We start from the raw sequence: 23,032 nt of genomic DNA, 5'->3' as shown, positions 1-23,032 counted from the left end.
CCTTCTAAAATAAGGCTGGTGAACAAAGTCACCAGCACGGATCATGCGATGAATTTATCAGTTAAATTGATAAACCAGGGCTTAAAGTAGCGGGTAAGCTTACTGAGTCAGCTTCCATTGAAGCGACAGGGTAAGCACAGTAATCAGCCGCATAAAATGCACTTGCACGATGATTACCTGATGCGCCAACGCCACCAAACGGTGCTGCACCTGATGCGCCTGTAATCTGCTTATTCCAATTAACAATCCCAGCACGAATGCGCGCTAAAAAGTAATCATAATCTTCACGGCTATCGGCTAATAAACCGGCAGATAAACCATAACGAGTCGCATTGGCCAAATGAATCGCTTGGTCAAAATCGCTGTAACGCACTAATTGCAATAATGGACCAAAGTATTCTTCATCAGGTAACTCAGCGACTTTAGTGACATCTATTAAGCCTGGAGTGACTAAACCAGTACCAGCTTCAACTTGCACTAACTCAACTAATGAAACACCACCTAATGACTGAAGTGTTGCTTGTGCGGCAACCATGCCACGTGCAGCGGTTTCAGAAATCATCGAGCCCATAAAAGGTTGTGGTTGAACGTTCCAAGCACCCACTTTAATTTGTTTAATAGCCTTTACTAGCTCTGCGATTAACGCATCACCTTGTGCGCCCTCTTCAATATATAAACGACGGGCACAGGTGCAACGTTGGCCAGACGAAATATAAGCAGACTGAATAATGTCATGTACCGCAGCTTTGGTATCGGTAACACCTTTAACGATAAGCGGATTATTACCGCCCATTTCTAAGGCTAAAATCTTACCAGGCAGGCCAGCATATTGTTCATGTAAAATATGCCCAGTACGTGAACTACCGGTAAAGAATAAACCGTCAATTTGTGGATGTGACGCTAACGCTTTACCGGTTTCAACTTCACCCTGCACTAAGTTAACCACACCTTGTGGTAAACCGGCTTTGTCCCAACACTTCAGCATTAGCTCAGCCACTTTAGGCGTTAATTCTGATGGCTTAAATACCACGGTGTTACCGGCCAATAATGCTGGCACTATGTGACCGTTTGGCAAATGCCCAGGGAAATTATAAGGGCCAAATACCGCTACAACACCATGAGGTTTGTGACGTAATACGGCACGTCCTGCTGGTAAATCGTTAGTTTCAGTACCAGTACGTTTGTCATGAGCTTTTGCTGACAATGCGATCTTGCCAATCATAGCGCCCACTTCAGTAGCCGTTTCCCACTGTGGCTTACCGGTTTCTTGAGCGATGGTTTCTGCGATCTCGGCTTTATTAGCTTCTAACTGTGCACGATACGCTTCTACTATCGCTAAGCGAGCTTCATACCCCAGCATAAACCAATCAAACTGCGCCGCACGAGCGGCATCTACAGCTGCATTAACTTGAGTAGCAGTAGCCGTGTTACCTTGCCAAATTACGTCACCGTTGGCAGGGTTTTTTGAATTAATCTCATGACCTTCGCCAGCTAACCACTGACCTTGAATATATTGTGTCATTTCTTGCTCCTACATTGCTAAAACACGAATTTGCTCACCATCGCTCACCAGTAAACCAGCTGCGATTTCAGGGCTGAGCACAACATTATCGTGTTCATCAGAGACCAACAATTTAGCTGCTGACGCACGATAATCAGCAAGCGAGGTGTTGGAGATAATAAAATGATGATCGGCATGTGGCATCTTGCCAACTGAAACGGTCAATAAACGGCTCTTTTTCACTGAGCGGATCTCAGCTAGTGCACATTCAACCGTTGGGCCGCCATCAAAAATATCGACATAATTACGGAACTTAAAACCCTCAGCTTGTAATAAACGTAATGCTGGCTTAGTGTTTTTATGCACTTCACCAATCACTTTTTGGGCTTTTTTAGGCAACATGCAAACATAAACGGGGTTTCGCGGCATCATTTCGGCCATAAAGGCTTTTTTGCCTAAACCAGACAAGTAGTCTGCTTCAACAAAATCGATACCTAAAAAGTGATTTTGTAGCCATTCATAAAACGGTGAGTCGCCATGTTCATCACTGACACCACGCATTTCAGCAATAACCGTTTCGCCAAAGCGTTCAGGATGCTGTGCTAATAATAAAAAGCGCGAGCGTGATAACATGCGGCCGTTATTGCCTTTGCGATATCCGTCTTTTAAAAACAGAGTGCACACTTCTGCTGCGCCAGTGTAGTCGTGGCATAATGTGAGGGTTTCAACTTCATTGCGAACAGAAATTTGCTGAGAATGATAGACCTCAGTACCTAAACGGTAATGATAAAAAGCATCTTGCATGCCGACGGCTGCTTCAATACCACAGGTGCCGACAACTTCATTGGTCTTTGTATCTTCAAGTACCATTAAATAACCTTCGTCAAAAGGTTTATCAATTTGCTTGATAAAAGATGCCTCTGCCCTAGCAATCTTCGAACGCAGCAACTCATCGTTAACTGGTAAAGATGTAAAACCGTGGCCTGACTCAACTGCGATACCATAAAGTGCATCGTAATCACTTGCACGGATAGGACGTATGATTAACATCTTAATCTCCTCATTGCGCCATAAGCGAATCGCGCTGAAATACATTTCAACACGTATTCACCCAACAGGCGTACCCAAACACATCAGTGCAAGCTAGGCCCGCACTGATTTGTTAATTAACCAGCAACCACTTTTGCTACTGCGCGTTCAAAACGCAATAAGCCTTCTGCGATGTCAGCTTCTGGGATCACTAATGAAGGAGCAAAACGCACAACGTTTGCACCAGCCATCAAACTCATAAGGCCTTCAGCAACAGAAGCAACCAAGAAGTCACGGCTACGACCTTCATACTGTTCATTTAATACCGCACCAATTAACAAACCTTTACCGCGCACTTCACTGAATACGTTGTATTTGGCGTTAATAGCCGCTAAACCATCACGGAATAACTGTTCGCGATGTTTAACTCCGTCGAGTACTTCTTTGGTATTCACTACGTCCATTACCGCATTACCAACAGCACAAGCCAATGGATTGCCGCCATAAGTAGAACCATGAGTACCAATTTTTAAATGAGCGGCAATTTTTGCCGTGGTTAGCATTGCAGCAATAGGGAAGCCACCGCCTAGTGCTTTGGCGCTGGTTAAAATATCTGGCACGATGTCAGTACCCATGTAAGCAAATAACTCACCAGTACGGCCTACACCAGTTTGTACTTCATCAAAAATCACTAATGCGTCGTGCTTATCTGCTAAACGACGTACTGCTTTTAAGAACTCAGGATCACCATTGATAATCCCGCCTTCACCTTGAAGAGGTTCAAGCATGATGGCGCAAGTCTTGTCTGAAATTACTGCTTCAAGTGCAGCGATATCATTAAATGGCACGTGGGTAATACTTTGTGGCTTAGGACCAAATCCGTCTGAATAAGCAGCTTGTCCGCCAACCGTTACAGTAAAGAATGTACGGCCATGGAACGCTTTATCGAATGCGATGATTTGGTCTTTATCTGCACCATGGTTATCTAATGCATAACGACGAGCTAATTTTAATGCAGCTTCGTTCGCTTCAGCACCTGAGTTAGCAAAATAGACGCGCTCAGCAAATGTGGCATTAACTAACTTTGTCGCTAATTCAAGCGCGGGCTCGTTGGTCATTACGTTTGATAAATGCCATAATTTTTCGCCTTGCTCTTTTAATGCTGACACTAAAGCTGGGTGACAATGACCTAAACAATTTACTGCAATACCACCGGCAAAATCGATGAATTCATTACCTTCTTGATCCCATACTCGGCTACCCGCTCCACGAACAGGAATAACAGCGGCAGGCGCATAATTAGGCACCATAACTTCATCGAATTGGGCACGGGTTAGATTCATTTCTACACTCATTGCATTTCATCCTTCAGGTTGTAAGCGGCTTGAAAGCCGCTGTTTCCGCTGTCTGCTTTATATTCTGTAAGTGCATTAGCGGAAGTTTGTGTTATTTATGCGACATTATTAGCGAAAATGTGATCAAAATACCAGTTCAGTACAATTAACTTCTGCAGGCCTGATTGGCATTCTGCATAAAGATTGAGAAATATGACTAAACAACGCGTTTATTGGGGGGTTATGAAGCATAAATAGTCATAAAAAAAGTTATTTGACTCGAATTTGTGTAGCTATTCATCAAAAGTGAATAATTACACAGATTTAACATTTACGCTTTTGATAGAAAAAGGCTATTTACAGTAAATCAAGCTTACGAAAATTTTGCCCTTTAAGCCGAATCAGTTCTTGCGCCGAAAACTGATAATAATCAAACATAATGCGTTTCTCTTGTGGATCGATTTGTTGTTGCTCTTCTAACAAAAGCACTTTGGCATAACAACTCGCCTTAGCCACAATGGCGGCATCGACAGACAACTCTGTAAAATGGTAATCGTGGTCGAGCTCTTTTAATACTTGTGTGATCGGTGAATCATCAAATTTAAGTAAACTCAACAGTTGCCAATTCAATCGATGGCTATGGAGTAATACTTGCCCCAATACAGCTTCAGCAGGAAAATCCGTTGCCATAATGGCATCGTAAACTTGTTTTTCTCGACTATGGCTTGCCTCTCGTAACCAAGTCCCCCAAGTGTTATCAAATATACGTCCACTTTGGCTCAGTATAATCGAGGTAGAAAATTGGTACATTAACGCGCAGCTATAAGCCAAACCAGGCTTTTCATTATGCAACTCTGCTAAGGTTTGCGCCGCAATGGCACTGACCATGCTGTAACGCCAAAGCTTGCGGGTTATCCACAATAAATTAGCATTGCCTGAAGGTAACCAGTTACGTAAACAAAAATAAGGGATCAGCAAACGTAAATTTTCAATACCAATGTAGTTAAGCACCAGCTTTATGTCGGTCACTTGAACATCGCCATGTTTAGGCCGTCGGTGACGAGATGCTGGACTATTAATTAAATTGATTAAATCACGTGATAACCAGCTAATACTTTCGATAATCGGTCGAAGTCGATTAATATTCAGGTCAGGATGTAATAATAGGTCGAGCAGTAAAATTTGATTTTCACAAATTGCCGATGCTTCTAATATCATTTGAGGATGAGCTAATTGATGCTCTATCGCATTATTAACCGTATTAGTTAACAGCGCGGACACCTCTAAATACACATTTTTCTCTTTTGCTTGCTTATCAAGGCGCACTTTCAATGCTTTGCGCTCAATATCAAGCTTATTGGCACTCTCTTCTAACTCTTCGTTCAACTCATCAGGCATTGCATTGGCTTTATGCTTACCCACAATAAGTTGTTTATAGAGTCGGCGCTCAATCTCAATGACTTTTCCGGGCCGAACTCCACCTGCTATTGATATTGCCACTCACATTGCCTTTTACTGTTTTCATCACTTAATCATAAAAATTAAGGCTTCACAAAGGAAGCCTTAATAGATATTTATTTGTTTTTTTGAACTCAGAGCCGATTACTTCAACTCTTGTTCAAACAGTTTATAAATACGACGATACTGATCTAACCAACTAGAAGGTTGCTTAAATCCATGCGGCTCGACAGGATAGATTGCGGTTTCAAACATCGGCTTTTCTAATTCAATAAGCCGTTGCACCATGCGCACACTGTCTTGGAAAAACACGTTGTCATCTAACACACCACTCATGATCAGTAATGGTTTTTGTAAACCTTGAGCATGCTCTATCGGAGAACTACGCTCATAAGCGATAGGATCAACGTCAGGCGTATTTAAAATATTAGAGGTATATGGCGCATTATAATGAGCCCAATCAGCTACAGGGCGCAATGCGGCCCCTGCTTGGAATAACTCAGGTTCATTAAACAGCGCCATAAAAGTAAGGAATCCGCCGTATGAACCGCCATAAGTCCCTACTCGCTGGGGGTCTACATTAACATTGCTTGCCATCCAAGCCACACCATCTTTCAAATCTTCAACTTCTGGATGGCCCATATTACGATAAACGGACGTACGCCAATCACGTCCATAGCCTTTCGAGCCTCGATAATCCATGTCCATTACCACGTAACCTTGTTGTGTGAGTAAGTTATTGAACATAAATTCACGGAAGTAACCCGAAAAGCCATAATGGGCATTTTGTAAATAACCCGCACCATGGTTAAACATCACAGCTGGATATTTTTCAGCTTGCTTAGCATCATAACCTTGCGGCAAATAAACCCGTGCATAAATTGGCTCAGCGCCATGAGTTGAAGCTAGCGCGACAACTTGTGGTACTTGCCATGGATATTGTTTAAATGCTGTACTGGTATAATCGGTTAATTGGCTTATGTCGCCGCCAATAGGTTGAATATATAACTCATCTGGATGAATCGCAGACGAAGCGGTTAATAATAGTGATTGTCCATCAGGGCTTAAACTGTAATCCAATGTACCTAACCACTGGGTCAATTGCTCTGACTTACCACTGGCAATCTCAACACGGTAAACATTATAGCTACCTGGGTGGTCTTTATTGGCACGATAATAAAGATGTTTTGCATCGGGTGATAAAGTCACATTATCAACCACAAATTTGCCATTGGTTAATGCCGATACCTTACCTGCTGCGGTTTTAATATATAACTGTGAAAACCCTGTTTCTTCAGATAAGTAGTACATGCTATCTGTACCTGGTATCCAGCCAAATTGATTAAAATTATAATTTACCCAAGCATCATCATGTAATCTGTGTTCGGTTATCAGCTTACCTTTTTGAAGATCAACACTGGCGATCCAGCGATCTTTGTTGTCAACGGCTTCCAACATCACCAATAATTTATCGTCAGACTCATGCCACTGAATTGCGCTCTGACTCCATTCCCAATCTTGCATTAACTGCACTAAACGCGGGGCTTTTTCGCTTTTATAGGTTTTACCTTTCGCTTGAGCATTTTCAGCTTTAACGCTCGCCAGTACATCCTCATCAAAACCCGTTAAGCCTTCAATGGAAATGTCTTTTTTACTGTGGTCAACAAGGTCGAGTAACACTAAACGTTGACCAGGAAAGACATCTTCGGCAACCCGAGAGCGGGCTGGTACAGGGTCAACATAACCCTCTTGGCCCAAATAATTCGGCATAATGTCGTGTTCTGCACGCCAATCATAATTTTTATCGGTTAACGCTAATACTACGTAGCGTCCATCTGGCGACAAACTCATTTCTGATACCACTTCAGCGTCACCTAAATACCAAGGTTTAGCAGAAAAAGTGGGATCGGCTTTAGCCAATGAGTCGCGGTATTGATCACGCCTCAGGCTGTTATCATGTTCCATGGCAACATATTGAATAAGTCTATGCTGTTGCTTAGCAATAAAGCTACTTGGCTCTTGCGTCGCTTTTGGTTCGTTTTCCATTTGGATCGCGGCAATTTGTTCTACTAGGCCGCTAGACTGGTGCACACGAAAAATATTATTACCTTGCCAGAATGCAAGGTCGCCACCCTTTAAAAAACGTACCCCATTAATTGCATCGTTTTGACGGGTAAGTTGCTTTATTTCACCGTTTGATAAATCTTTTACAAATACGTTACCTTGATAAATATAGGCTTTTTGAGTCTTTGCCTGATCGAAGACACCATTACGTTGATCGGCAAGGTGTAGCTGATTGAGTGCTAGTTTATTTGCTTCAGACTGTCCAATAGCTTGTTGATAAAAATCACGGACCGGAGATTGATGTGCTTGGCGACTGAAATATACCGACTGACTGTCATCGCTCCAATAAGCTCCTTGAGCAAATATGCCCATCCAATCTGGATTAGCCATAATTTGATTAAGTGTCAACGGTTGCTGGTTTTTTGGAGGCTGTGCAAATGGCACGGTCAATGTCGTTGCACTCGGCGTTGTGATAACCATTGTATCGTCAGGTTTAGCCGTGGCAGCACAGCCACTTATCATTGCCAAAGAAAGTGCGCTAACCGCAAAGTTTCGCATAAAGCTTGTCATGGTTATCCCTTTTATTATTTTAAGCGCTATTTATAGCACAAATAGACGCGAGAATTTAGCCAGATTAGTTGCAGAAGTTGTAACAGAATACGTGATAATGAACCCGAAGATATAAATTCGAAAATGCTTTATAAATGCAAAAAGTTATCCAAAAGTTCATGACCTTGCTGAGTTAAAATAGATTCAGGATGAAACTGGACGCTGTAAATACGTAACGCGTCATGGCTCATCGCCATAATTTCACGGCCATAAATTGGGTCATCAAACCACGCATCCAGACTAAAGCCATGAGGTACATGGTTAATCAACAATGAATGATAACGAGTAACCTGCAGAGGTAATGCTAATTGACGAAATAATCCCTGTTTATTATGTTCAATCAAACTGGTTTTTCCGTGCATAACACGCTTGGCACGCACAACATCAACGCCAAACACTTGTGCGATAGCTTGATGTCCTAAACACACACCAAGAATAGGAATTTTACCGGCAAAATGTTTAATAGCTGCAAGTGAAATACCCGCTTCATTAGGAGTGCATGGACCGGGAGAGATTATCAAATGTGTAGGTGCTAAAGCTTCAATTTGTTCAATGCTGATTTCATCGTTACGTTTAACCAGTATCTCTTGCCCAAGAGCTTGGAAGTACTGAACTAAGTTAAACGTAAAAGAATCATAATTATCAATCATCAACAACATTATGGGTTCCAGTTGCGCTATAAATGTTTGTAGCACATCAATTTTAGCTTAAAAAAAACCAGCCTTGCGACTGGTTTTATGTAATGTTAACTAAACGCTACTTCACCACAGTTAAATGGTTTTTACGCTTAGTTTTATCATCAGGCTTTGTCGATTTAGACGATGGTGGCAATGTCGAAGTGTCGTCAACAGATTTCATTGATGGCGGTACAGATGATAACTCATCATGTTCACCTTCGATCATATATGCATCTTCCATATCAAACACCGTACCAGCACCGTTTTCACGAGCGTAAATGGCCACGATCGATGCCATAGGCAAAAACACATTCTGTGGTACACCACCAAAACGTGCATTAAACTCTACTGCATCATTAGACATGTGAAGATTAGCCACCGCTCCGGTTGCAATATTCAAGACGATTTGACCGTCTTTGACAAATTGCTGCGGAACCTGCGTACCGTTAACAAATGCATCCACGACTACGTGTGGCGTCAAATGGTTATCCATCAACCACTCATAGTAAGCACGCAACAAATATGGACGATTAGCTGTTATTGGTTTCATTACATGCCCATGCGCATTTCGCGCTCAGCCTCAGTTAGCGATGCCTTAAATGATTCACGTTCAAAAATACGTGTCATGTAAGCACTGATATCTTTCGATGTACGCGGATCTAAGTGAATACCTAATACTGGTAGACGCCACAATAATGGGCCTAAGTAGCAATCAGATAAACCAAACTCTTCGCTCATGAAGTATGGCATTTCAGCAAATACTGGCGCTAAAGCAATTAAGCTTTCCATTAACTCTTTACGCGCTGCATCAGCCTTTTCACCTTTACGGATACGCTCTACAAGCGCATACCAATCGGTGTCGATTCTGTGCATCATTAAACGGCTTTGGCCGCGAGATACTGGGTATACAGGCATTAATGGAGGATGTGGAAAACGCTCATCCAAATATTCCATAATAATGCGTGATTCGTACAACACGAGTTCACGATCAACTAAAGTCGGTACAGAGTTGTATGGATTTACTTCAAGTAAATCTTCAGGCATCTCACTTGGGTCTACCTGTAAAACATCAACGGTAACCCCTTTTTCAGCCAATACGATACGTACTTGGTGACTATATAAATCATCGGCACCAGAAAAAAGTGTCATGATAGAGCGCTTGTTGGCAGCAACAGCCATTGATACCCTCCAGAATCTAGAAAAACAAAACAAACGAGGGGCTAAGCCCCCCGTTTACAAAATGCGGATAATGTATATTAACCGTTATTGATGGCTAGTGCACATCTTTCCAGTATTCTTTCTTCAACAAATACGCAATTATGAAGAAAATAAACAAGAATCCAAGTACCCACCAACCTAAAGCTTCACGCTCTAGCTGAACTGGTTCGGCAGAATAAACTAAGAAACCCGTGATATCACGAACGACTTGGTCGTATTCTTCTGCCGTCAATTTGCCACCCGTGGTAACAATATTACCATCTTTATCTTTTACAAGAGATACATTACCAGCTTCATCTTTCGTAACAGTAGCAAGACCTTGTAAGTCTTGTAATACGTGTGGCATACCCACTGCTGGGAACACTATATTGTTCACACCAAATGGACGAGTCTCATCTGCGTAGAAACCTTTTAGGTATGAAAATACCCAATCAGCACCACGAACACGAGCAACCAACGTTAAATCAGGAGGCGCAGCACCAAACCATTTAGCGGCATCTGGAGTAGGAATAGCGTTTTCCATTAAATCACCGATTTTTGCACCGGTGAACATGTACTTGTTACGCATATCATCGTTAGAGATGCCTAAATCAGTTGCAACACGCTCGTAGCGTTGGTATTGAGTGCTGTGACAACCAGAGCAGTAATGTTGGAATGAATCCAAACCACGCTCTAATGACGCTTTATCATGCAAATCAACGTTAGCACTTTCTAAGTGAACACTATGTCCACTGGCGGCCATTGCGAGAGATGGCAGCAATGTAACTAATGCAATTAATAACTTTTTCATTAGTGTGTCACCCTCGTTGGGACTTCTTTTGTTTTCTCATTCTTACTGTAAACCCATAAGGCTACGAAGAAAGCAAAGTAAGTGAAAGTGAATACACGTGCCGCAATAGTTAACTCAGGAGTTGCAGGAACAACACCTAAATATCCTAAAATAATGAACGACACTGTAAATTGTGCAATGTTGATCTTGTGGATCATGCTGCGATAGCGAATAGACTTCACTTTACAACGGTCAAGCCAAGGCAGTAGGAATAACACTGCAATAGACAGACCCATACCAATAACGCCTACCAATTTATCAGGGATAGCACGTAAAATGGCATAGAAAGGTGTGAAGTACCAAACTGGCGCAATGTGTTCCGGTGTTTTCATTGGATTAGCCGCTTCAAAGTTTGGCTTTTCTAGGAAATATCCACCGCCTTCAGGCATGAAGAACAACACATAACAGAACACGATTAAGAACCCAGCGACACCCATAATATCTTTTACAGTGTAGTAAGGGTGGAATGGAATACCATCAATAGGCCATCCGTTCTCATCTTTGTTCTTTTTAATCTCGACACCATCAGGGTTATTTGAGCCAACTTCATGCAAGGCGATTAGGTGTAAGAACACCAACACAACCAATACAAGTGGTAGCGCAATAACGTGCAGGGCGAAGAAACGGTTTAGTGTTGCACCTGAAATAACGTAATCACCACGGATCCACAATGTTAGGTCATCACCAATAATAGGGATGGCACCAAACAAAGAGATAATTACCTGCGCACCCCAGTAAGACATTTGTCCCCAAGGTAGTAAGTAACCCATAAATGCTTCAGCCATTAACACAAGGAAAATCAACATACCAAACAGCCATAATAGCTCTCTTGGTTTTTGATAAGACCCGTATATTAATCCACGGAACATGTGCATGTAGATGACAAAGAAAAATGCCGATGCACCTGTAGAGTGCATGTAACGTAGCAACCAACCGTAATCAACATCACGCATGATGTATTCAACAGAAGCAAATGCGCCTTCTGCTGTCGGTACGTAATTCATGGTCAGCCAAATACCTGTCAGCAATTGGTTAACCAAAACTAATAGCGCTAATGAACCAAAGAAATACCAAAAGTTAAAGTTCTTTGGTGTCGCATACTGTCCCACATGACGGTTATATGTAGCCGTCATTGGGATGCGAGCATCAATCCAATCAATAATATTCTTAACCATTACGCCGCTCCTGTATCTACACCGATGATAACGTTAGCATCATCAACATATTTGTGCGGTGGGATCACTAAGTTTAGTGGTGCTGGAACACCCTGGAATACACGACCAGCCATGTCAAATTTAGAACCATGACAAGGACAGAAGAAACCAGAAGTTACACCTTCAACCTGCTCACCGAATGAATCAGGCAGATAAGTTGGTGAACAACCTAAGTGAGTACAGATACCGACTGCAATAAAAAATTCAGGCTTAATAGAACGCGCAGGGTTAGTTGCATATTCTGGTTGCTGCATTTCTTCTGAAGCAGGATCGCGTAATTGACTGTCTAATGTTTTAAGATTATTTAGCACAGCTTCTGTACGACGAACGACCCAAACCGGTTTTCCGCGCCATTCGACACGAATTAACTGACCTGGTTCTACTTTACTAATATTTACTTCGACCGGCGCACCTGCAGCTTTCGCTTTGGCGCTCGGATTCCATGACTTGATGAAAGGAACCGCTACAGCGACGGCACCAGCACCACCTACTACGGCGGTTGCAGCTGTCAGGAATCTGCGACGTCCGGTATCGACTGGCGCATTGCTCATCCACTTATCTCCCAGAGGGTGTTGGAATTTTTATATTTCAATACTTTAGCGACCCAAAATGGTGAAACGCTAAAATCATAGTTTGAGGCGGTGCTCATTATAGCGAAAAATTAGAACCAGATCATAGTGAAAACACACATCTAAGATGAGGATATTAACATTTTTTTCAAAATCGCTTATAAATCAGCCATTTTATAACAATTAGTTGCCACTTAATTAGCAATAAAAAGCTTGAGAAATGCATTTAAAACAATAAATTATTAATGATAAATAATAAAAGACATCAGAAATATCTACTGTTGTGATTGATGACCGCTTTTGGGAAAACTGAATTCATAGCAAAAACATTAGGGCCGGTTGATCTTTCAAGGTTATTTTTACAGCGAACTTTTGGTCATTACTTAAACAAGAGCTACAAGGCAGAGGCTTTGTGGCGTAGTTATTCTACATGAAAAGCTGATAACGCAGTAGAAATGGCTCACAAACACTGCCCAAGGGTTCGGCTAAAAACGTTTTACTCTTTGTTGAGTGCATCTTCTCGACGTGATAGTTGCTTAGATTACTAGGCTGTAATCTACTCGCCTCGGTTAACACATTTTTATCTCGAACAAAATTCTACCAGTAAAGATCAACAGACCTAGATAATAGGCACAAAAAAGCTCGGTAAAAACCGAGCTTTTTAATGCAAAAAACATACGCGGGTATTATTTAACGCTAGATGATTTCATGTACTTGAAGAAATCACCTTCAGGTTCTAACACCATAATGTCATTTTTACCGGCAAAACTTTCTTTGTATGCTTCTAGGCTACGTAAAAAACTATAAAACTCAGCATCTTTACTGTAAGTATCAGCATAAATTTTTGCCGCTAATGCATCACCTTCACCACGAATAGTAAGGGCTTTACGTTCAGCTTCAGCAATCTTTACTGTCACATTGGCATCAATAGTCGCACGGATAATTTCAGCTTGTTCTTTACCTTGTGCACGGTGTTCTTTCGCCACAGCTTGACGTTCAGCACGCATACGTTGGTAAATACTAATACTGACATTAGCAGGTAAATTAATTTGCTTTACGCGCACATCAACTACTTCAATACCGAGATTTTGTGCACTTTCAGAAGCATTTTCTAATGCGTCAGTTTGCAATTCATCACGCTTACCTGAAACAATTTCTTTGATTGTGCGACGACCAAATTCAGTACGTAAATCGTTGCTAATTTTGGCTTGTAATAAGCTTTCTGCATTGGCTTTAATACCGCCATTGGTAGAAAGATAGTACTTTTCAAAATCACGAATACGCCACTTAACATAAGAGTCGACCATTAAGTCTTTCTTTTCAGAAGTAACAAAACGATCTGCTGCGCCGTCCAATGTCTGGATACGAGCATCCAGATAGCGAACTTTATCGACTAAAGGTAATTTAAAGTGAAGGCCAGGAGCAAAAACGGTTGTTACGTCACCATCTTTAAGCACCTTACCGAAACGTGCAACAATCGCGCGTTCACCTTCGCTTACCACCATCAAAGAGGAAAAACTCACCCCTAAAATGATCACTAGAATGATCAGAGCTAATCTACCCATTGTTAGTTCCTCCCTTGGCGATTACGATCTTCGCGGCTGAGACGACCATCTGTTGGCATGCTAGTAATAGGTGTGTCTACACCACTACTAGAAACAGAATTGATGTGACGTTCTACCTCAGGTTCTACTTGATTGCGCAGACTCTTAGAAGAATCCATCAGCTTATCCAAAGGTAAATACATCAGATTACCGCTACTCTTAGTGTCGATAAGAACTTTATTTGTATCAGCCAACACAGATTGCATCGCATCTATGTATAAACGATTTCGGGTTACACCTGGAGCAGCTTTATACTCAGGTAATAACTTCTCAAATCGAGCGACTTTACCTCTAGCTTCAAGAACTTCACGCTCTTTATAAGCACTAGCTTGTTGTGCCATACGCTCTACTTGACCACGCGCTTTGGGTTCGATTTCACGAGCATAAGCTTCAGCTTCGCGAATAAAGCGCTGTTCATCTTCCTGAGCAGAGATAGCATCATCAAATGCATCTTTTACTTCTTCTGGAGGACGAGCGGGTAAAAAGTTAACATCACGAATTTCCAAGCCTAATTTATACGGCTCAATAATACGCTCTAACTCAGTCCAAGTATCACGACGAATAGCATCACGTCCAGTGGTTAAAATGTCATCCATACGATTATGACCAATGACATAGCGCAACGCACTATCAGTCGCTTCACGTAAACTCGAATTGGCATCGACTGCACTGTACAAGTATGAATAAGCATCTGATACGCTATATTGAACCACAAGTTCAACATTCACGATATTTTCATCAGATGTCAGCATTCTGCCAGACGCTGGAATCGAACGGAACGTTTCCACATCAACCATTGTCACATCGTCAATAAAAGTGGCTTTCCAATGTAAACCGGAACTCACTTCACCGATGTGCTGACCAAAACGGAGTAACACTCCACGCTCAGCTTCTTTAACCGTGTATAAGCCAGACAATGCCCAAATAATTAAGGCAATCACTGCTATTATAATCAGTAAAGATGAATTAAATGGCTGACCAGTGGCGCTACCGCCTCCCTTGCCACCAAAGCGTTTTGATAGGTTACGAAATACTTCGTCAAGATCTGGTGGCCCTTTATCGTTACCACCTTTATTTCCCCAAGGGTCTTTGTTCCCCTTGTTACCGGGCTCATTCCAAGCCATTTAGCACTCCATAATTGGATGAAATAAATGAGATTAACAAGTGGCGTCTACTTCTGAAGGTTCAAAAATAAATGCCTCTAATTCCCCTTGACTCTGTTTAGCTAATCGGCGCCAATTGGCGTCCGATAAACGAACAGATAAAATACAGTTCCCCAGATTGTCATACTCTTTCTGCTGTATTGCATCCAGTCGATAAAACTGGCCAAGATAATGTCCTGCTGATGCAGGTATTTTCAATGTAAGCTCGCAAATCACTTCACCGATTAATTCGGTTATCGCTTTCAGCAGCAAATCAAATCCAATGCGTTTTTGCGCAGAGACCCAAACCCTCTCAGGTTTACCATCTTCATCGTAATCGATACGAGGCGCGAAATCTTCAAGTAAATCAATCTTATTGCATACAATCAATTGAGTGATTTCATCTGCATCAATTTCTTCCAATACTCTTTGTACTTGGTCAAAATTTTCAGTCATATTGTCATCAGCACAATCAACGACATGTAAAAGAATTTCAGCTTGTCGAGTTTCTTGTAATGTGGCTTTAAATGCTGCGACGAGATCATGAGGTAAATGACGAATAAAGCCAACAGTATCCGCTAAAATCACCGCACCATCAGGTAACGATAATTTACGCAGTGTCGGATCTAATGTTGCGAATAACTGATCGGCTGCATAAACATCCGATGACGTTAGCGCATTAAATAATGTCGATTTACCCGCATTTGTATAGCCTACTAAAGACACAGTCGCTAAATCACTGCGCTTACGAGCTCGTCGGCTTTGCTCACGTTGTTTATCTACTTTATCGAGGCGTCGATTAATATTCTTAATCCGGCCTCGTAATAAACGTCGGTCTGTTTCGAGCTGGGTCTCACCCGGCCCTCGCATCCCGATACCACCTTTCTGTCGCTCTAAATGAGTCCAACCACGAATTAGGCGTGTCGACATGTGGCGCAATTGCGCTAGCTCCACTTGCATCTTACCTTCATGAGTTCTCGCTCGTTGAGCAAAAATATCAAGGATCAACGTAGTTCGATCTAAGACTCGACACTGACACACCACTTCAAGATTACGCTCTTGAGCTGGACTCAATGCATGATTAAAAATCACTACATTGGCTTCAGTAGCAGCGACCATAGCAGCAAGTTCTTCTGCTTTACCGGAACCAATAAAAAACTTTCGGTCCGGCGAGCGTCTGCTGCCAGTAATCACTCCAACAGAGCGAGCACCAGCAGATTCAACTAACAACTGTAATTCAATTAGATCTTCTCGACGCTCTTCGTCTGAAAAGTCTATATGAACCAATACAGCTGTTTCACCCGCTTCATAACGATCAAACAAAAATTATATTCCTTTTCAAATTATTCAGCATCGCTTTCTTCACCATGGGCAGTACCCTGGTGAGCAGAAACATTAAATGGGCGTGCTGGTACGACTGTTGAAATAGCGTGTTTGTAAACCATTTGGCTTACAGTATTTTTCAACAAGATAACAAATTGATCGAATGACTCAACTTGGCCTTGTAATTTAATACCATTCACTAAATAGATAGAGACTGGTACACGCTCTCGACGCAATGCGTTCAAAAATGGGTCTTGTAAAGATTGCCCCTTAGCCATTTTCAATTTCCTTTTTTATTTTAAAATATGTTGAATTAAGTTTTATTGTTTAGTTTTAGTATTATACAGCAACAGCTAATAAGCTAGCGGCTTTGTCGCATAAGCGTAACTAAATTCCCTTCTACACCACTTTCAAGCCACTGTAAATCTGGCCAGCTCCTCAACCATGTTAATTGACGTTTAGCCAATTGCCTAGTGGCTGCGGTAGCTTTTTCGACCATTGTCGCATGATCAAATTCATTATCTAGGTACTGCCAGCACTGTCTGTAACCAACGCAACGCATAGATGGTAGCTCTAAATGCAAATCATCACGCGCTTTCAAACGCGCAACTTCTTCGATAAAACCTTGCTCTAACATGATATTAAAACGCTTTGCGATTAACTCATGTAATACTTTTCGATCGTTTGGTGCAATAGCAAATTGCACTACATCATACGGCAAAGCGGCTGACTTAGTTTGTGTCAATTCAGTCATTGTTTTGCCACTGATCCGATAAACCTCTAAAGCCCGCGACAATCGTTGTGGATCGTTAGGATGAATTCTTTCTCCAGCAACAGGGTCAATATTACACAATTCTTGATGCAGCGCATCCCAACCCTCGGTTTGCGCTTGCGCTAATATTTGTTGCCTAATAGCTTCATCAGCACTGGGTAAAGGTGATAAGCCTTCTAACAATGCCTTAAAGTACATCATGGTGCCACCCACGAGTAAAGGGGTCTTACCACGGCTAATAATGTCTTCGATAGCCAATAATGCATCACGGCGAAAATCTGCCGCGGAATAACTTTCGCTAGGGTCAAGAATATCAATTAATTTATGCGGAGCCATTTCCAGCTCTTCAGCACTGGGTTTAGCAGACCCTATATTCATATCACGATAGATCAACGCAGAATCTACTGAGATAATTTCACAATTATATTGAGTTGCCATATCAATGGCTAATGCCGTTTTGCCTGAGGCGGTAGGCCCCATTAAAAAAATCACTTTCGGCTTATCGACACTATTCACGTTAATTATCTTTCATCCAATTTTGCCAAGGCATTATGCGCTCTTGGTCATAACAAGTTTGTTGCGTTTCATCGTCAAGTGAACAAAATTGCAGCCATAAAGCTTGAGCTGGCTCAAATTGCGATAAACTTTGTTGTGCCAACCAACCTACGATAGCGCTTTCTGTAGGTTGCTCTAATTGTATCCATTGCAGTAACTCTGGGATCACAATAGCAAGTTGGCATTCCCTCAAATATGGGGGCACTTTTTTAATAATCAACTGTTGGAAGCGAATTGTTAATTCAATACCCATTTGACGCAGTAATTGATCACGAGCGGCTAAGGTTTCTATCCAGTCCAAATCTGCGGCTAAAGACACAGGCATTAATAAAGGTTGCGACACTAAACCGTTAGCTAATTTGGTTGCTATGTCTTTCTTTCTTACTGCCAATAACACGGTTTTTATCGACAGTAATGACAGCTTATCATCTTTACAGATAACCCAATGCTCACCCGCTAATAACGGCGGCATGGCAACTTGATGTACAGCCTCGTTAACATAGGATACCGCGCTATTCATCGGGGTATGCAACAACTGCCCATAATTAGCAATAGCGGTTTTCGTCTGGGCAGATGAAGATGCACCAGAAGGCTTTGTACCATAGCTAGACTTAATTGCAGCTGAATAGCCACCAGATGAGCCATTTGTCTTACCAGGTACATGCATCGAACCAAATTGACTAACGCTGTTAATCGCCTTACTCGAATCATGATTAAGTGTAAAAATGTCTTCTGTGGTATCGACCACTTTCGCATCATGCATCACGTTTGATTCGGTGCGCATTGTGACAACAGTATCATGATGCTCTAATTCATCTGATAAAGGTAACAAAGGCATTTCGACTAATGCCGATTGCACCGCTTGTAAAATAAAGTCATGTACATAACGAGATTGATGAAACCGCACTTCATGCTTAGCAGGATGAACATTGACATCTACTTGATGTGGGTCAAGTGATAACATCAACACATAGCCCGGCTGATGTTCAATACCATATTCAGCAAATGCTTGTTTTACGGCATGGTTAACCAATCGGTCTCTAATTAAGCGTCCGTTGACATAAAAAAAGTTGGTATCGGTGATAACAGTGTCTTGTGGCGACTGCAGATAACCCGTTAATAATAAATCATCGTGTTCACAAGCAATGCTCAATGCCTGTTCAGCAAAAGCTCTGCCACAAATTTGCGCCAAACGTTGTTGAGTTTGAATGTCAGTATTAGCAGGACGATACTGACGTACTAACTTACCATTGTGTGTCAGGGTAAAGTGAATATCGCTACGAACAATGGCTATGCGCTTTAACCACTCATCTATATGAGTAAATTCAGTTTTATCACTTTTTAAAAAACGACGTCTGGCGGGAGTATTAAAAAATAAATCGACCACATCAATAGTCGAACCTTGAGGATGCGCAGCAGGAGTCACTTTCACGTCCATTTGCGAGCCTTCAGCATAGGCCTGCCAAGCTTCAGATTGCTCTGCAGTTTTCGACGTTAATGTTAATCGCGACACTGAACTAATACTGGCCAAGGCCTCGCCCCGAAAACCAAAGCTTAAAATAGCTTCGAGGTCATCGAGCGTATGTACTTTTGAGGTTGCGTGACGCGATAACGCCAATGCCAACTCATCTTTAGGAATACCCGCACCATTATCGCGAATACGAATAAGCTTGCTGCCGCCTTTGTCGATATCAATATCAACTCTAGTCGCACCAGCATCAAGGCTGTTTTCAACCAGTTCTTTGACCACCGAAGCCGGACGTTCCACTACTTCACCGGCTGCGATTTGGTTTGCAAGTTGAGGTGGTAGCAGCTGAATAGCCATATTAAGCCCTTGGGATCACAAGATGTTGACCAACACGAACCACGTCTGACTTCAAGTTATTAGCCTGCTTTAAACGTGAAATAGAAACGCGGTATCGCTGAGCGATAACAGACAATGACTCACCACGTTGTACTTTATGCTTTTGTGTTTGCGAGCTGTCAGAGCGTGTTTTAGCAATCAAAGTATCACTGGGCGCATTACTAGCAAAATAACGTTGCACTCCCGAATGGATGGCGCGGGCTATCTTTTCTTGATGCGCTGGGTTTCTTAGTAAACGCTCTTCTTGTGGATTAGAAATAAAACCTGTTTCCACCAGAATTGAAGGAATATCCGGCGATTTTAGTACCGCCAAACTAGCAGCTTCTGGTTTATGTTTATGTAATTTGGTAACACTGTTGAGATCTTTTAATACATCGCCAGCAATAGAATTACTTATTGCCATAGAACTATTCATCGACATATCTAAAAGGGTCATGGCTAAATATTGTTCGCTATCAGAGTTTTGAATAATTTCTCCAGCACCCCCTAATAACTCAGAGTGCTTCTCTTTTTGCTCAAGCCAACGACCAATTTCAGTATTTGCACGGCGCATAGATAATACCCAAACCGATGCGCCCTGAGGCTGAGGAGAAGTAAATGCATCTGCATGAATTGAAATCAATAAATCTGCTTTAATATTACGCGCCAGCTCAGAGCGTTTATTTGGATGAATATAATAATCACCACGCCTCGTCATCACAGCACGCATTCCTGCTGTTTGATTAATTTTGCTGGCTAAACGCGTTGCAATTTCCATCACCACACGCTTTTCGTAAGTCCCAGAGGGGCCAATTGAGCCAGGATCTTCACCACCGTGTCCAGCATCAATGGCGATCACAATATCTCTAGATGACTGATTAGCAGAACGACTGACCGTATTCACCGTTGGCGACTCGCCGTTAGAATCTTCTAAATCGACGACAAGGCGGTTGCCATAAGGAGCGGTTGGAGGCAATGTAAACAGACTGGACTTTACCGGTTTAGTTAAATCCATAACCAGACGCAATACACCTTTTTTAGGTGGAGAGCTAAAGCGTATCTTTTTGATAATTTTACTGTTATTAGCTATTTTATCTAAATTAATCTTGGCGCCAGTATCTTGAATATCGACCACTAAACGATGAGGACCGGTTAAGGTAAAGCTGTCATAATTAGGTGATTGAGTTAAATCGAACACCACTCGCGTCGATTCTGGGGCAGCCCAAATGCGCACGCTATCAAGTTGGTTGGCAGCCCAAACCACATTAGACTGCAAAAACAACAGCATGAATACTACAGAGGTAAAAAACGTATTTTTTGAAGTCATTATTATTTTATTTTATTTTATTTATAATTGCCTGCCCAGCAGGGGATAAGCCTTGTAATTCAATTTGTCTTTGAGATTCTTTATAACGCAAATGCAAATGGATGTCAGCCTCAGGGAGTAATCCATGACCATTATTAGGCCATTCAACTAGACACACACTTCTGTCAGTAAAATAATCACGGATACCCATATACTCGAGCTCTTCTGGGTCAGCTAATCGATATAGGTCAAAATGAAATACATCCATATCATTAAATTCATAGGGCTCGACCAAGGTGTATGTCGGACTTTTCACCGCGCCTTGATGACCTAAACTTTGAATAATGCCTCGACTAAACGTTGTTTTACCCGCCCCTAAATCCCCCGTAAGATAAATAGTGAGTGGCGGCTTTATCCACTGTGCAATTTGTTGTCCAAGGGCAACAGTAGCTTGTTCATTTTCAAGGGTTTTAAACAGCGATGTCATGTGTAAAGTCAGCTTCCATAAAAAAGAGATACAAGAATGCTAAATATACCAGAAGTTACCGGGGAACTCCCACTGTTATAGTGGTTATTTTTTGTTAATAAAAAAACCAGCTACTGGGAATAGCTGGCAAAATCACACTTCAGGAAGTTATATTAAAATTTCAACGCCTCGTTTAAATGTCATCCATACGGATGGTGCTATGAACTAAACGTTTTTGTTGAGTTTGTGCAACACGGACTAAGTCCATTAATGCACTTTTAATTTCATCAGTTGGGCTACTAATAGCTGTTTTTTCTAGTAACGCGATTAAGCGGTTTTCTAGGTCTAAATGCAATTCAAGCACTTCGTCTTCTTTCATATTGGCAGGGAGTGACGTTTCATTGCAACGCTTGCTAAAATCTTCAAAAGTAATGTCTTTATACCAAGTATTTAATATTCTTGATGGTGCATCTTCAATATAGCTTTCTAACGTTTCGTAAATATGTCTTTGGTGTTGTTGAAAATAAGTCAACATCATCTTAACTCGAGAGGAATCCGCATTACGATCTAAGCGCTTATATAATTTCTCCATATCGAGATGGCAATTAGCAACGTAATCAAGTAGCTCACTTAGTTGTTGGATCCGCATAAAACTCACCTCGTTTAAAGCCCTAACTTCTTAGGAAAATCTATCTTGAGTTGATTATCAAAGATTACAACGGTAAATGATTTGAACCAGATCATGTTTTACTTCACCAATATGCGCTTACTTTAGAGATCCATGAAGAAGTGAGTACTAGATCACTTATTTGTTGATTGCAAAAAGATTTGCTCAAACACAAATGATGCAAATTTATTAAAATAATAAGGTTTAGGGTGAGTTAGAGCACATTGATGAACACCAGAAATGTAGATCGCCCTATATCGGCAATGGTTCGAACTGATGAGCGCTTTATGACGTCTAGCTTGGCAATCAAAAGGTAGCGCATAGTCTAAAAGCGCAACTGAGCTAATGTCGCTGTAGTTATTCGTAAGATTTAGAACAAAGAAGATTTGGAGCAAATAGGATTAATAAGGAAGTAATTTGGAGTGACATATCTTTTTAATAATGGGGGATTCGAACTGATGACCGCTTTATGACGTCTAGCTTGGCAACCAAAAAGGTAGCGTATTTTCTAAAAGCGCAACTGAGCTAATGTCGCATTTCAAAATAGGGATTTCAAAATAGGGATTTCAAAATAGGGATTTCAAAATAGGGAAGTGATTTGGAGCGACGTTTCTTTATAAATAAAGAGTGGTTCCAACTGATGACCGCTTTATGACGTCTAGCTTGGCAAACAAAAAGGTATCGCATTTTCTAAAAGCGCAACTGAGCTAATGTTGTATTTTAAACTAGGGAAGTGATTTGGAGCGACGTTTCTTTATAAATAAAGAGTGGTTCGAACTGATGACCGCTTTATGACGTCTAGCTTGGCAAACAAAAAGGTATCGCATTTTCTAAAAGCGCAACTGAGCTAAT

General features: G+C 41.6%; 20 protein-coding genes. All 20 read right to left on the bottom strand.

Annotation, left to right across the window (positions count from 1 at the left end; genetic code table 11):
- Nucleotides 1-61: 61 nt before the first annotated feature.
- Nucleotides 62-1,522, bottom strand: coding sequence for a succinylglutamate-semialdehyde dehydrogenase (gene astD, locus AAEY94_RS13010; protein WP_182743169.1), 1,461 nt, complete (start codon nucleotides 1,520-1,522; stop codon nucleotides 62-64).
- Between the two features lie 9 nt (nucleotides 1,523-1,531).
- Entirely contained in the window at nucleotides 1,532-2,551 is a 1,020-nt protein-coding gene (astA, locus tag AAEY94_RS13005) for an arginine N-succinyltransferase (RefSeq protein ID WP_350979020.1), read from the bottom strand.
- 116 nt (nucleotides 2,552-2,667) lie between these two features.
- The gene (locus AAEY94_RS13000; protein WP_101085247.1) at nucleotides 2,668-3,885 is read right to left on the bottom strand and encodes an aspartate aminotransferase family protein; all 1,218 of its coding nucleotides are present in this window, start codon (nucleotides 3,883-3,885) and stop codon (nucleotides 2,668-2,670) included.
- Between the two features lie 336 nt (nucleotides 3,886-4,221).
- Nucleotides 4,222-5,364 (bottom strand): HDOD domain-containing protein, encoded by a 1,143-nt coding sequence (locus tag AAEY94_RS12995; protein ID WP_101085246.1) that lies wholly within the window; start codon nucleotides 5,362-5,364, stop codon nucleotides 4,222-4,224.
- A 102-nt stretch (nucleotides 5,365-5,466) separates the two neighbouring features.
- Complete coding sequence (locus tag AAEY94_RS12990) at nucleotides 5,467-7,956, bottom strand: S9 family peptidase (RefSeq protein ID WP_350979019.1); 2,490 nt, start codon at nucleotides 7,954-7,956, stop codon at nucleotides 5,467-5,469.
- Nucleotides 7,957-8,084: 128 nt separating this feature from the next.
- Entirely contained in the window at nucleotides 8,085-8,654 is a 570-nt protein-coding gene (locus AAEY94_RS12985) for an aminodeoxychorismate/anthranilate synthase component II (RefSeq protein WP_350979018.1), read from the bottom strand.
- A gap of 97 nt (nucleotides 8,655-8,751) precedes the next feature.
- A complete protein-coding gene (locus tag AAEY94_RS12980) occupies nucleotides 8,752-9,222 on the bottom strand; it encodes a ClpXP protease specificity-enhancing factor (protein WP_011638742.1) in 471 nt (156 codons plus the stop codon).
- Nucleotides 9,222-9,851: a stringent starvation protein SspA gene (gene sspA, locus AAEY94_RS12975; RefSeq protein WP_011638743.1), complete on the bottom strand. Its 630-nt coding sequence runs from the start codon at nucleotides 9,849-9,851 to the stop codon at nucleotides 9,222-9,224. Before sspA ends, AAEY94_RS12980 begins: the two co-directional genes overlap by 1 nt.
- Nucleotides 9,852-9,945: 94 nt before the next feature.
- On the bottom strand, nucleotides 9,946-10,680 hold the full coding sequence (locus tag AAEY94_RS12970) for a cytochrome c1 (RefSeq protein WP_101085242.1): 735 nt from the start codon (nucleotides 10,678-10,680) through the stop codon (nucleotides 9,946-9,948).
- A complete protein-coding gene (locus tag AAEY94_RS12965; RefSeq protein WP_101085241.1) occupies nucleotides 10,680-11,894 on the bottom strand; it encodes a cytochrome b in 1,215 nt (404 codons plus the stop codon). The genes AAEY94_RS12970 and AAEY94_RS12965 overlap by 1 nt, the downstream gene beginning before the upstream one ends.
- Nucleotides 11,894-12,484, bottom strand: coding sequence for a ubiquinol-cytochrome c reductase iron-sulfur subunit (petA, locus tag AAEY94_RS12960; protein WP_101085240.1), 591 nt, complete (start codon nucleotides 12,482-12,484; stop codon nucleotides 11,894-11,896). The genes AAEY94_RS12965 and petA overlap by 1 nt, the downstream gene beginning before the upstream one ends.
- Nucleotides 12,485-13,188: 704 nt before the next feature.
- Nucleotides 13,189-14,067, bottom strand: a complete 879-nt coding sequence (hflC, locus tag AAEY94_RS12955; RefSeq protein WP_101085239.1) for a protease modulator HflC — start codon at nucleotides 14,065-14,067, stop codon at nucleotides 13,189-13,191.
- 2 nt (nucleotides 14,068-14,069) lie between these two features.
- On the bottom strand, nucleotides 14,070-15,230 hold the full coding sequence (gene hflK / locus AAEY94_RS12950) for an FtsH protease activity modulator HflK (RefSeq protein ID WP_162023870.1): 1,161 nt from the start codon (nucleotides 15,228-15,230) through the stop codon (nucleotides 14,070-14,072).
- A 33-nt stretch (nucleotides 15,231-15,263) separates the two neighbouring features.
- A complete protein-coding gene (hflX, locus tag AAEY94_RS12945) occupies nucleotides 15,264-16,571 on the bottom strand; it encodes a ribosome rescue GTPase HflX (RefSeq protein ID WP_101085237.1) in 1,308 nt (435 codons plus the stop codon).
- Between the two features lie 20 nt (nucleotides 16,572-16,591).
- Nucleotides 16,592-16,849 carry an RNA chaperone Hfq gene (hfq, locus tag AAEY94_RS12940; RefSeq protein WP_011638750.1) on the bottom strand — a complete coding sequence of 86 codons (258 nt, stop codon included), beginning with the start codon at nucleotides 16,847-16,849 and terminating at the stop codon, nucleotides 16,592-16,594.
- Between the two features lie 83 nt (nucleotides 16,850-16,932).
- A complete protein-coding gene (gene miaA, locus AAEY94_RS12935; RefSeq protein ID WP_101085236.1) occupies nucleotides 16,933-17,859 on the bottom strand; it encodes a tRNA (adenosine(37)-N6)-dimethylallyltransferase MiaA in 927 nt (308 codons plus the stop codon).
- Between the two features lies 1 nt (nucleotide 17,860).
- Nucleotides 17,861-19,723 (bottom strand): DNA mismatch repair endonuclease MutL, encoded by a 1,863-nt coding sequence (gene mutL / locus AAEY94_RS12930; protein WP_350979017.1) that lies wholly within the window; start codon nucleotides 19,721-19,723, stop codon nucleotides 17,861-17,863.
- 1 nt (nucleotide 19,724) lies between these two features.
- Nucleotides 19,725-21,068, bottom strand: coding sequence for an N-acetylmuramoyl-L-alanine amidase (locus AAEY94_RS12925; RefSeq protein ID WP_502959398.1), 1,344 nt, complete (start codon nucleotides 21,066-21,068; stop codon nucleotides 19,725-19,727).
- A gap of 7 nt (nucleotides 21,069-21,075) precedes the next feature.
- Entirely contained in the window at nucleotides 21,076-21,534 is a 459-nt protein-coding gene (gene tsaE / locus AAEY94_RS12920) for a tRNA (adenosine(37)-N6)-threonylcarbamoyltransferase complex ATPase subunit type 1 TsaE (protein ID WP_101085233.1), read from the bottom strand.
- A 172-nt stretch (nucleotides 21,535-21,706) separates the two neighbouring features.
- On the bottom strand, nucleotides 21,707-22,162 hold the full coding sequence (locus AAEY94_RS12915) for a hypothetical protein (protein WP_101085232.1): 456 nt from the start codon (nucleotides 22,160-22,162) through the stop codon (nucleotides 21,707-21,709).
- Between the last annotated feature and the right edge of the window lie 870 nt (nucleotides 22,163-23,032).

The organism is Shewanella sp. AC34-MNA-CIBAN-0136 (assembly GCF_040309945.1).
GTDB lineage: Bacteria > Pseudomonadota > Gammaproteobacteria > Enterobacterales > Shewanellaceae > Shewanella.
The sequence above is the reverse complement of the archived record's forward strand: the minus strand, read 5'-3'. Positions and strand labels throughout refer to the sequence as shown.

What these genes read in the sequence shown, in the direction of transcription:
- AAEY94_RS13000 (WP_101085247.1), bottom strand. Translation starts at nt 3,885, where the DNA reads ATGAGTGTAGAAATGAATCTAACCCGTGCCCAATTCGATGAAGTTATG.
- hflK (WP_162023870.1), bottom strand. Translation starts at nt 15,230, where the DNA reads ATGGCTTGGAATGAGCCCGGTAACAAGGGGAACAAAGACCCTTGGGGA.
- hflC (WP_101085239.1), bottom strand. Translation starts at nt 14,067, where the DNA reads ATGGGTAGATTAGCTCTGATCATTCTAGTGATCATTTTAGGGGTGAGT.
- AAEY94_RS12970 (WP_101085242.1), bottom strand. Translation starts at nt 10,680, where the DNA reads ATGAAAAAGTTATTAATTGCATTAGTTACATTGCTGCCATCTCTCGCA.
- mutL (WP_350979017.1), bottom strand. Translation starts at nt 19,723, where the DNA reads ATGGCTATTCAGCTGCTACCACCTCAACTTGCAAACCAAATCGCAGCC.
- tsaE (WP_101085233.1), bottom strand. Translation starts at nt 21,534, where the DNA reads ATGACATCGCTGTTTAAAACCCTTGAAAATGAACAAGCTACTGTTGCC.
- hfq (WP_011638750.1), bottom strand. Translation starts at nt 16,849, where the DNA reads ATGGCTAAGGGGCAATCTTTACAAGACCCATTTTTGAACGCATTGCGT.
- astD (WP_182743169.1), bottom strand. Translation starts at nt 1,522, where the DNA reads ATGACACAATATATTCAAGGTCAGTGGTTAGCTGGCGAAGGTCATGAG.
- AAEY94_RS12965 (WP_101085241.1), bottom strand. Translation starts at nt 11,894, where the DNA reads ATGGTTAAGAATATTATTGATTGGATTGATGCTCGCATCCCAATGACG.
- AAEY94_RS12925 (WP_502959398.1), bottom strand. Translation starts at nt 21,068, where the DNA reads ATGACTTCAAAAAATACGTTTTTTACCTCTGTAGTATTCATGCTGTTG.
- astA (WP_350979020.1), bottom strand. Translation starts at nt 2,551, where the DNA reads ATGTTAATCATACGTCCTATCCGTGCAAGTGATTACGATGCACTTTAT.
- sspA (WP_011638743.1), bottom strand. Translation starts at nt 9,851, where the DNA reads ATGGCTGTTGCTGCCAACAAGCGCTCTATCATGACACTTTTTTCTGGT.
- AAEY94_RS12985 (WP_350979018.1), bottom strand. Translation starts at nt 8,654, where the DNA reads ATGTTGTTGATGATTGATAATTATGATTCTTTTACGTTTAACTTAGTT.
- petA (WP_101085240.1), bottom strand. Translation starts at nt 12,484, where the DNA reads ATGAGCAATGCGCCAGTCGATACCGGACGTCGCAGATTCCTGACAGCT.
- AAEY94_RS12915 (WP_101085232.1), bottom strand. Translation starts at nt 22,162, where the DNA reads ATGCGGATCCAACAACTAAGTGAGCTACTTGATTACGTTGCTAATTGC.
- AAEY94_RS12990 (WP_350979019.1), bottom strand. Translation starts at nt 7,956, where the DNA reads ATGACAAGCTTTATGCGAAACTTTGCGGTTAGCGCACTTTCTTTGGCA.
- AAEY94_RS12980 (WP_011638742.1), bottom strand. Translation starts at nt 9,222, where the DNA reads ATGAAACCAATAACAGCTAATCGTCCATATTTGTTGCGTGCTTACTAT.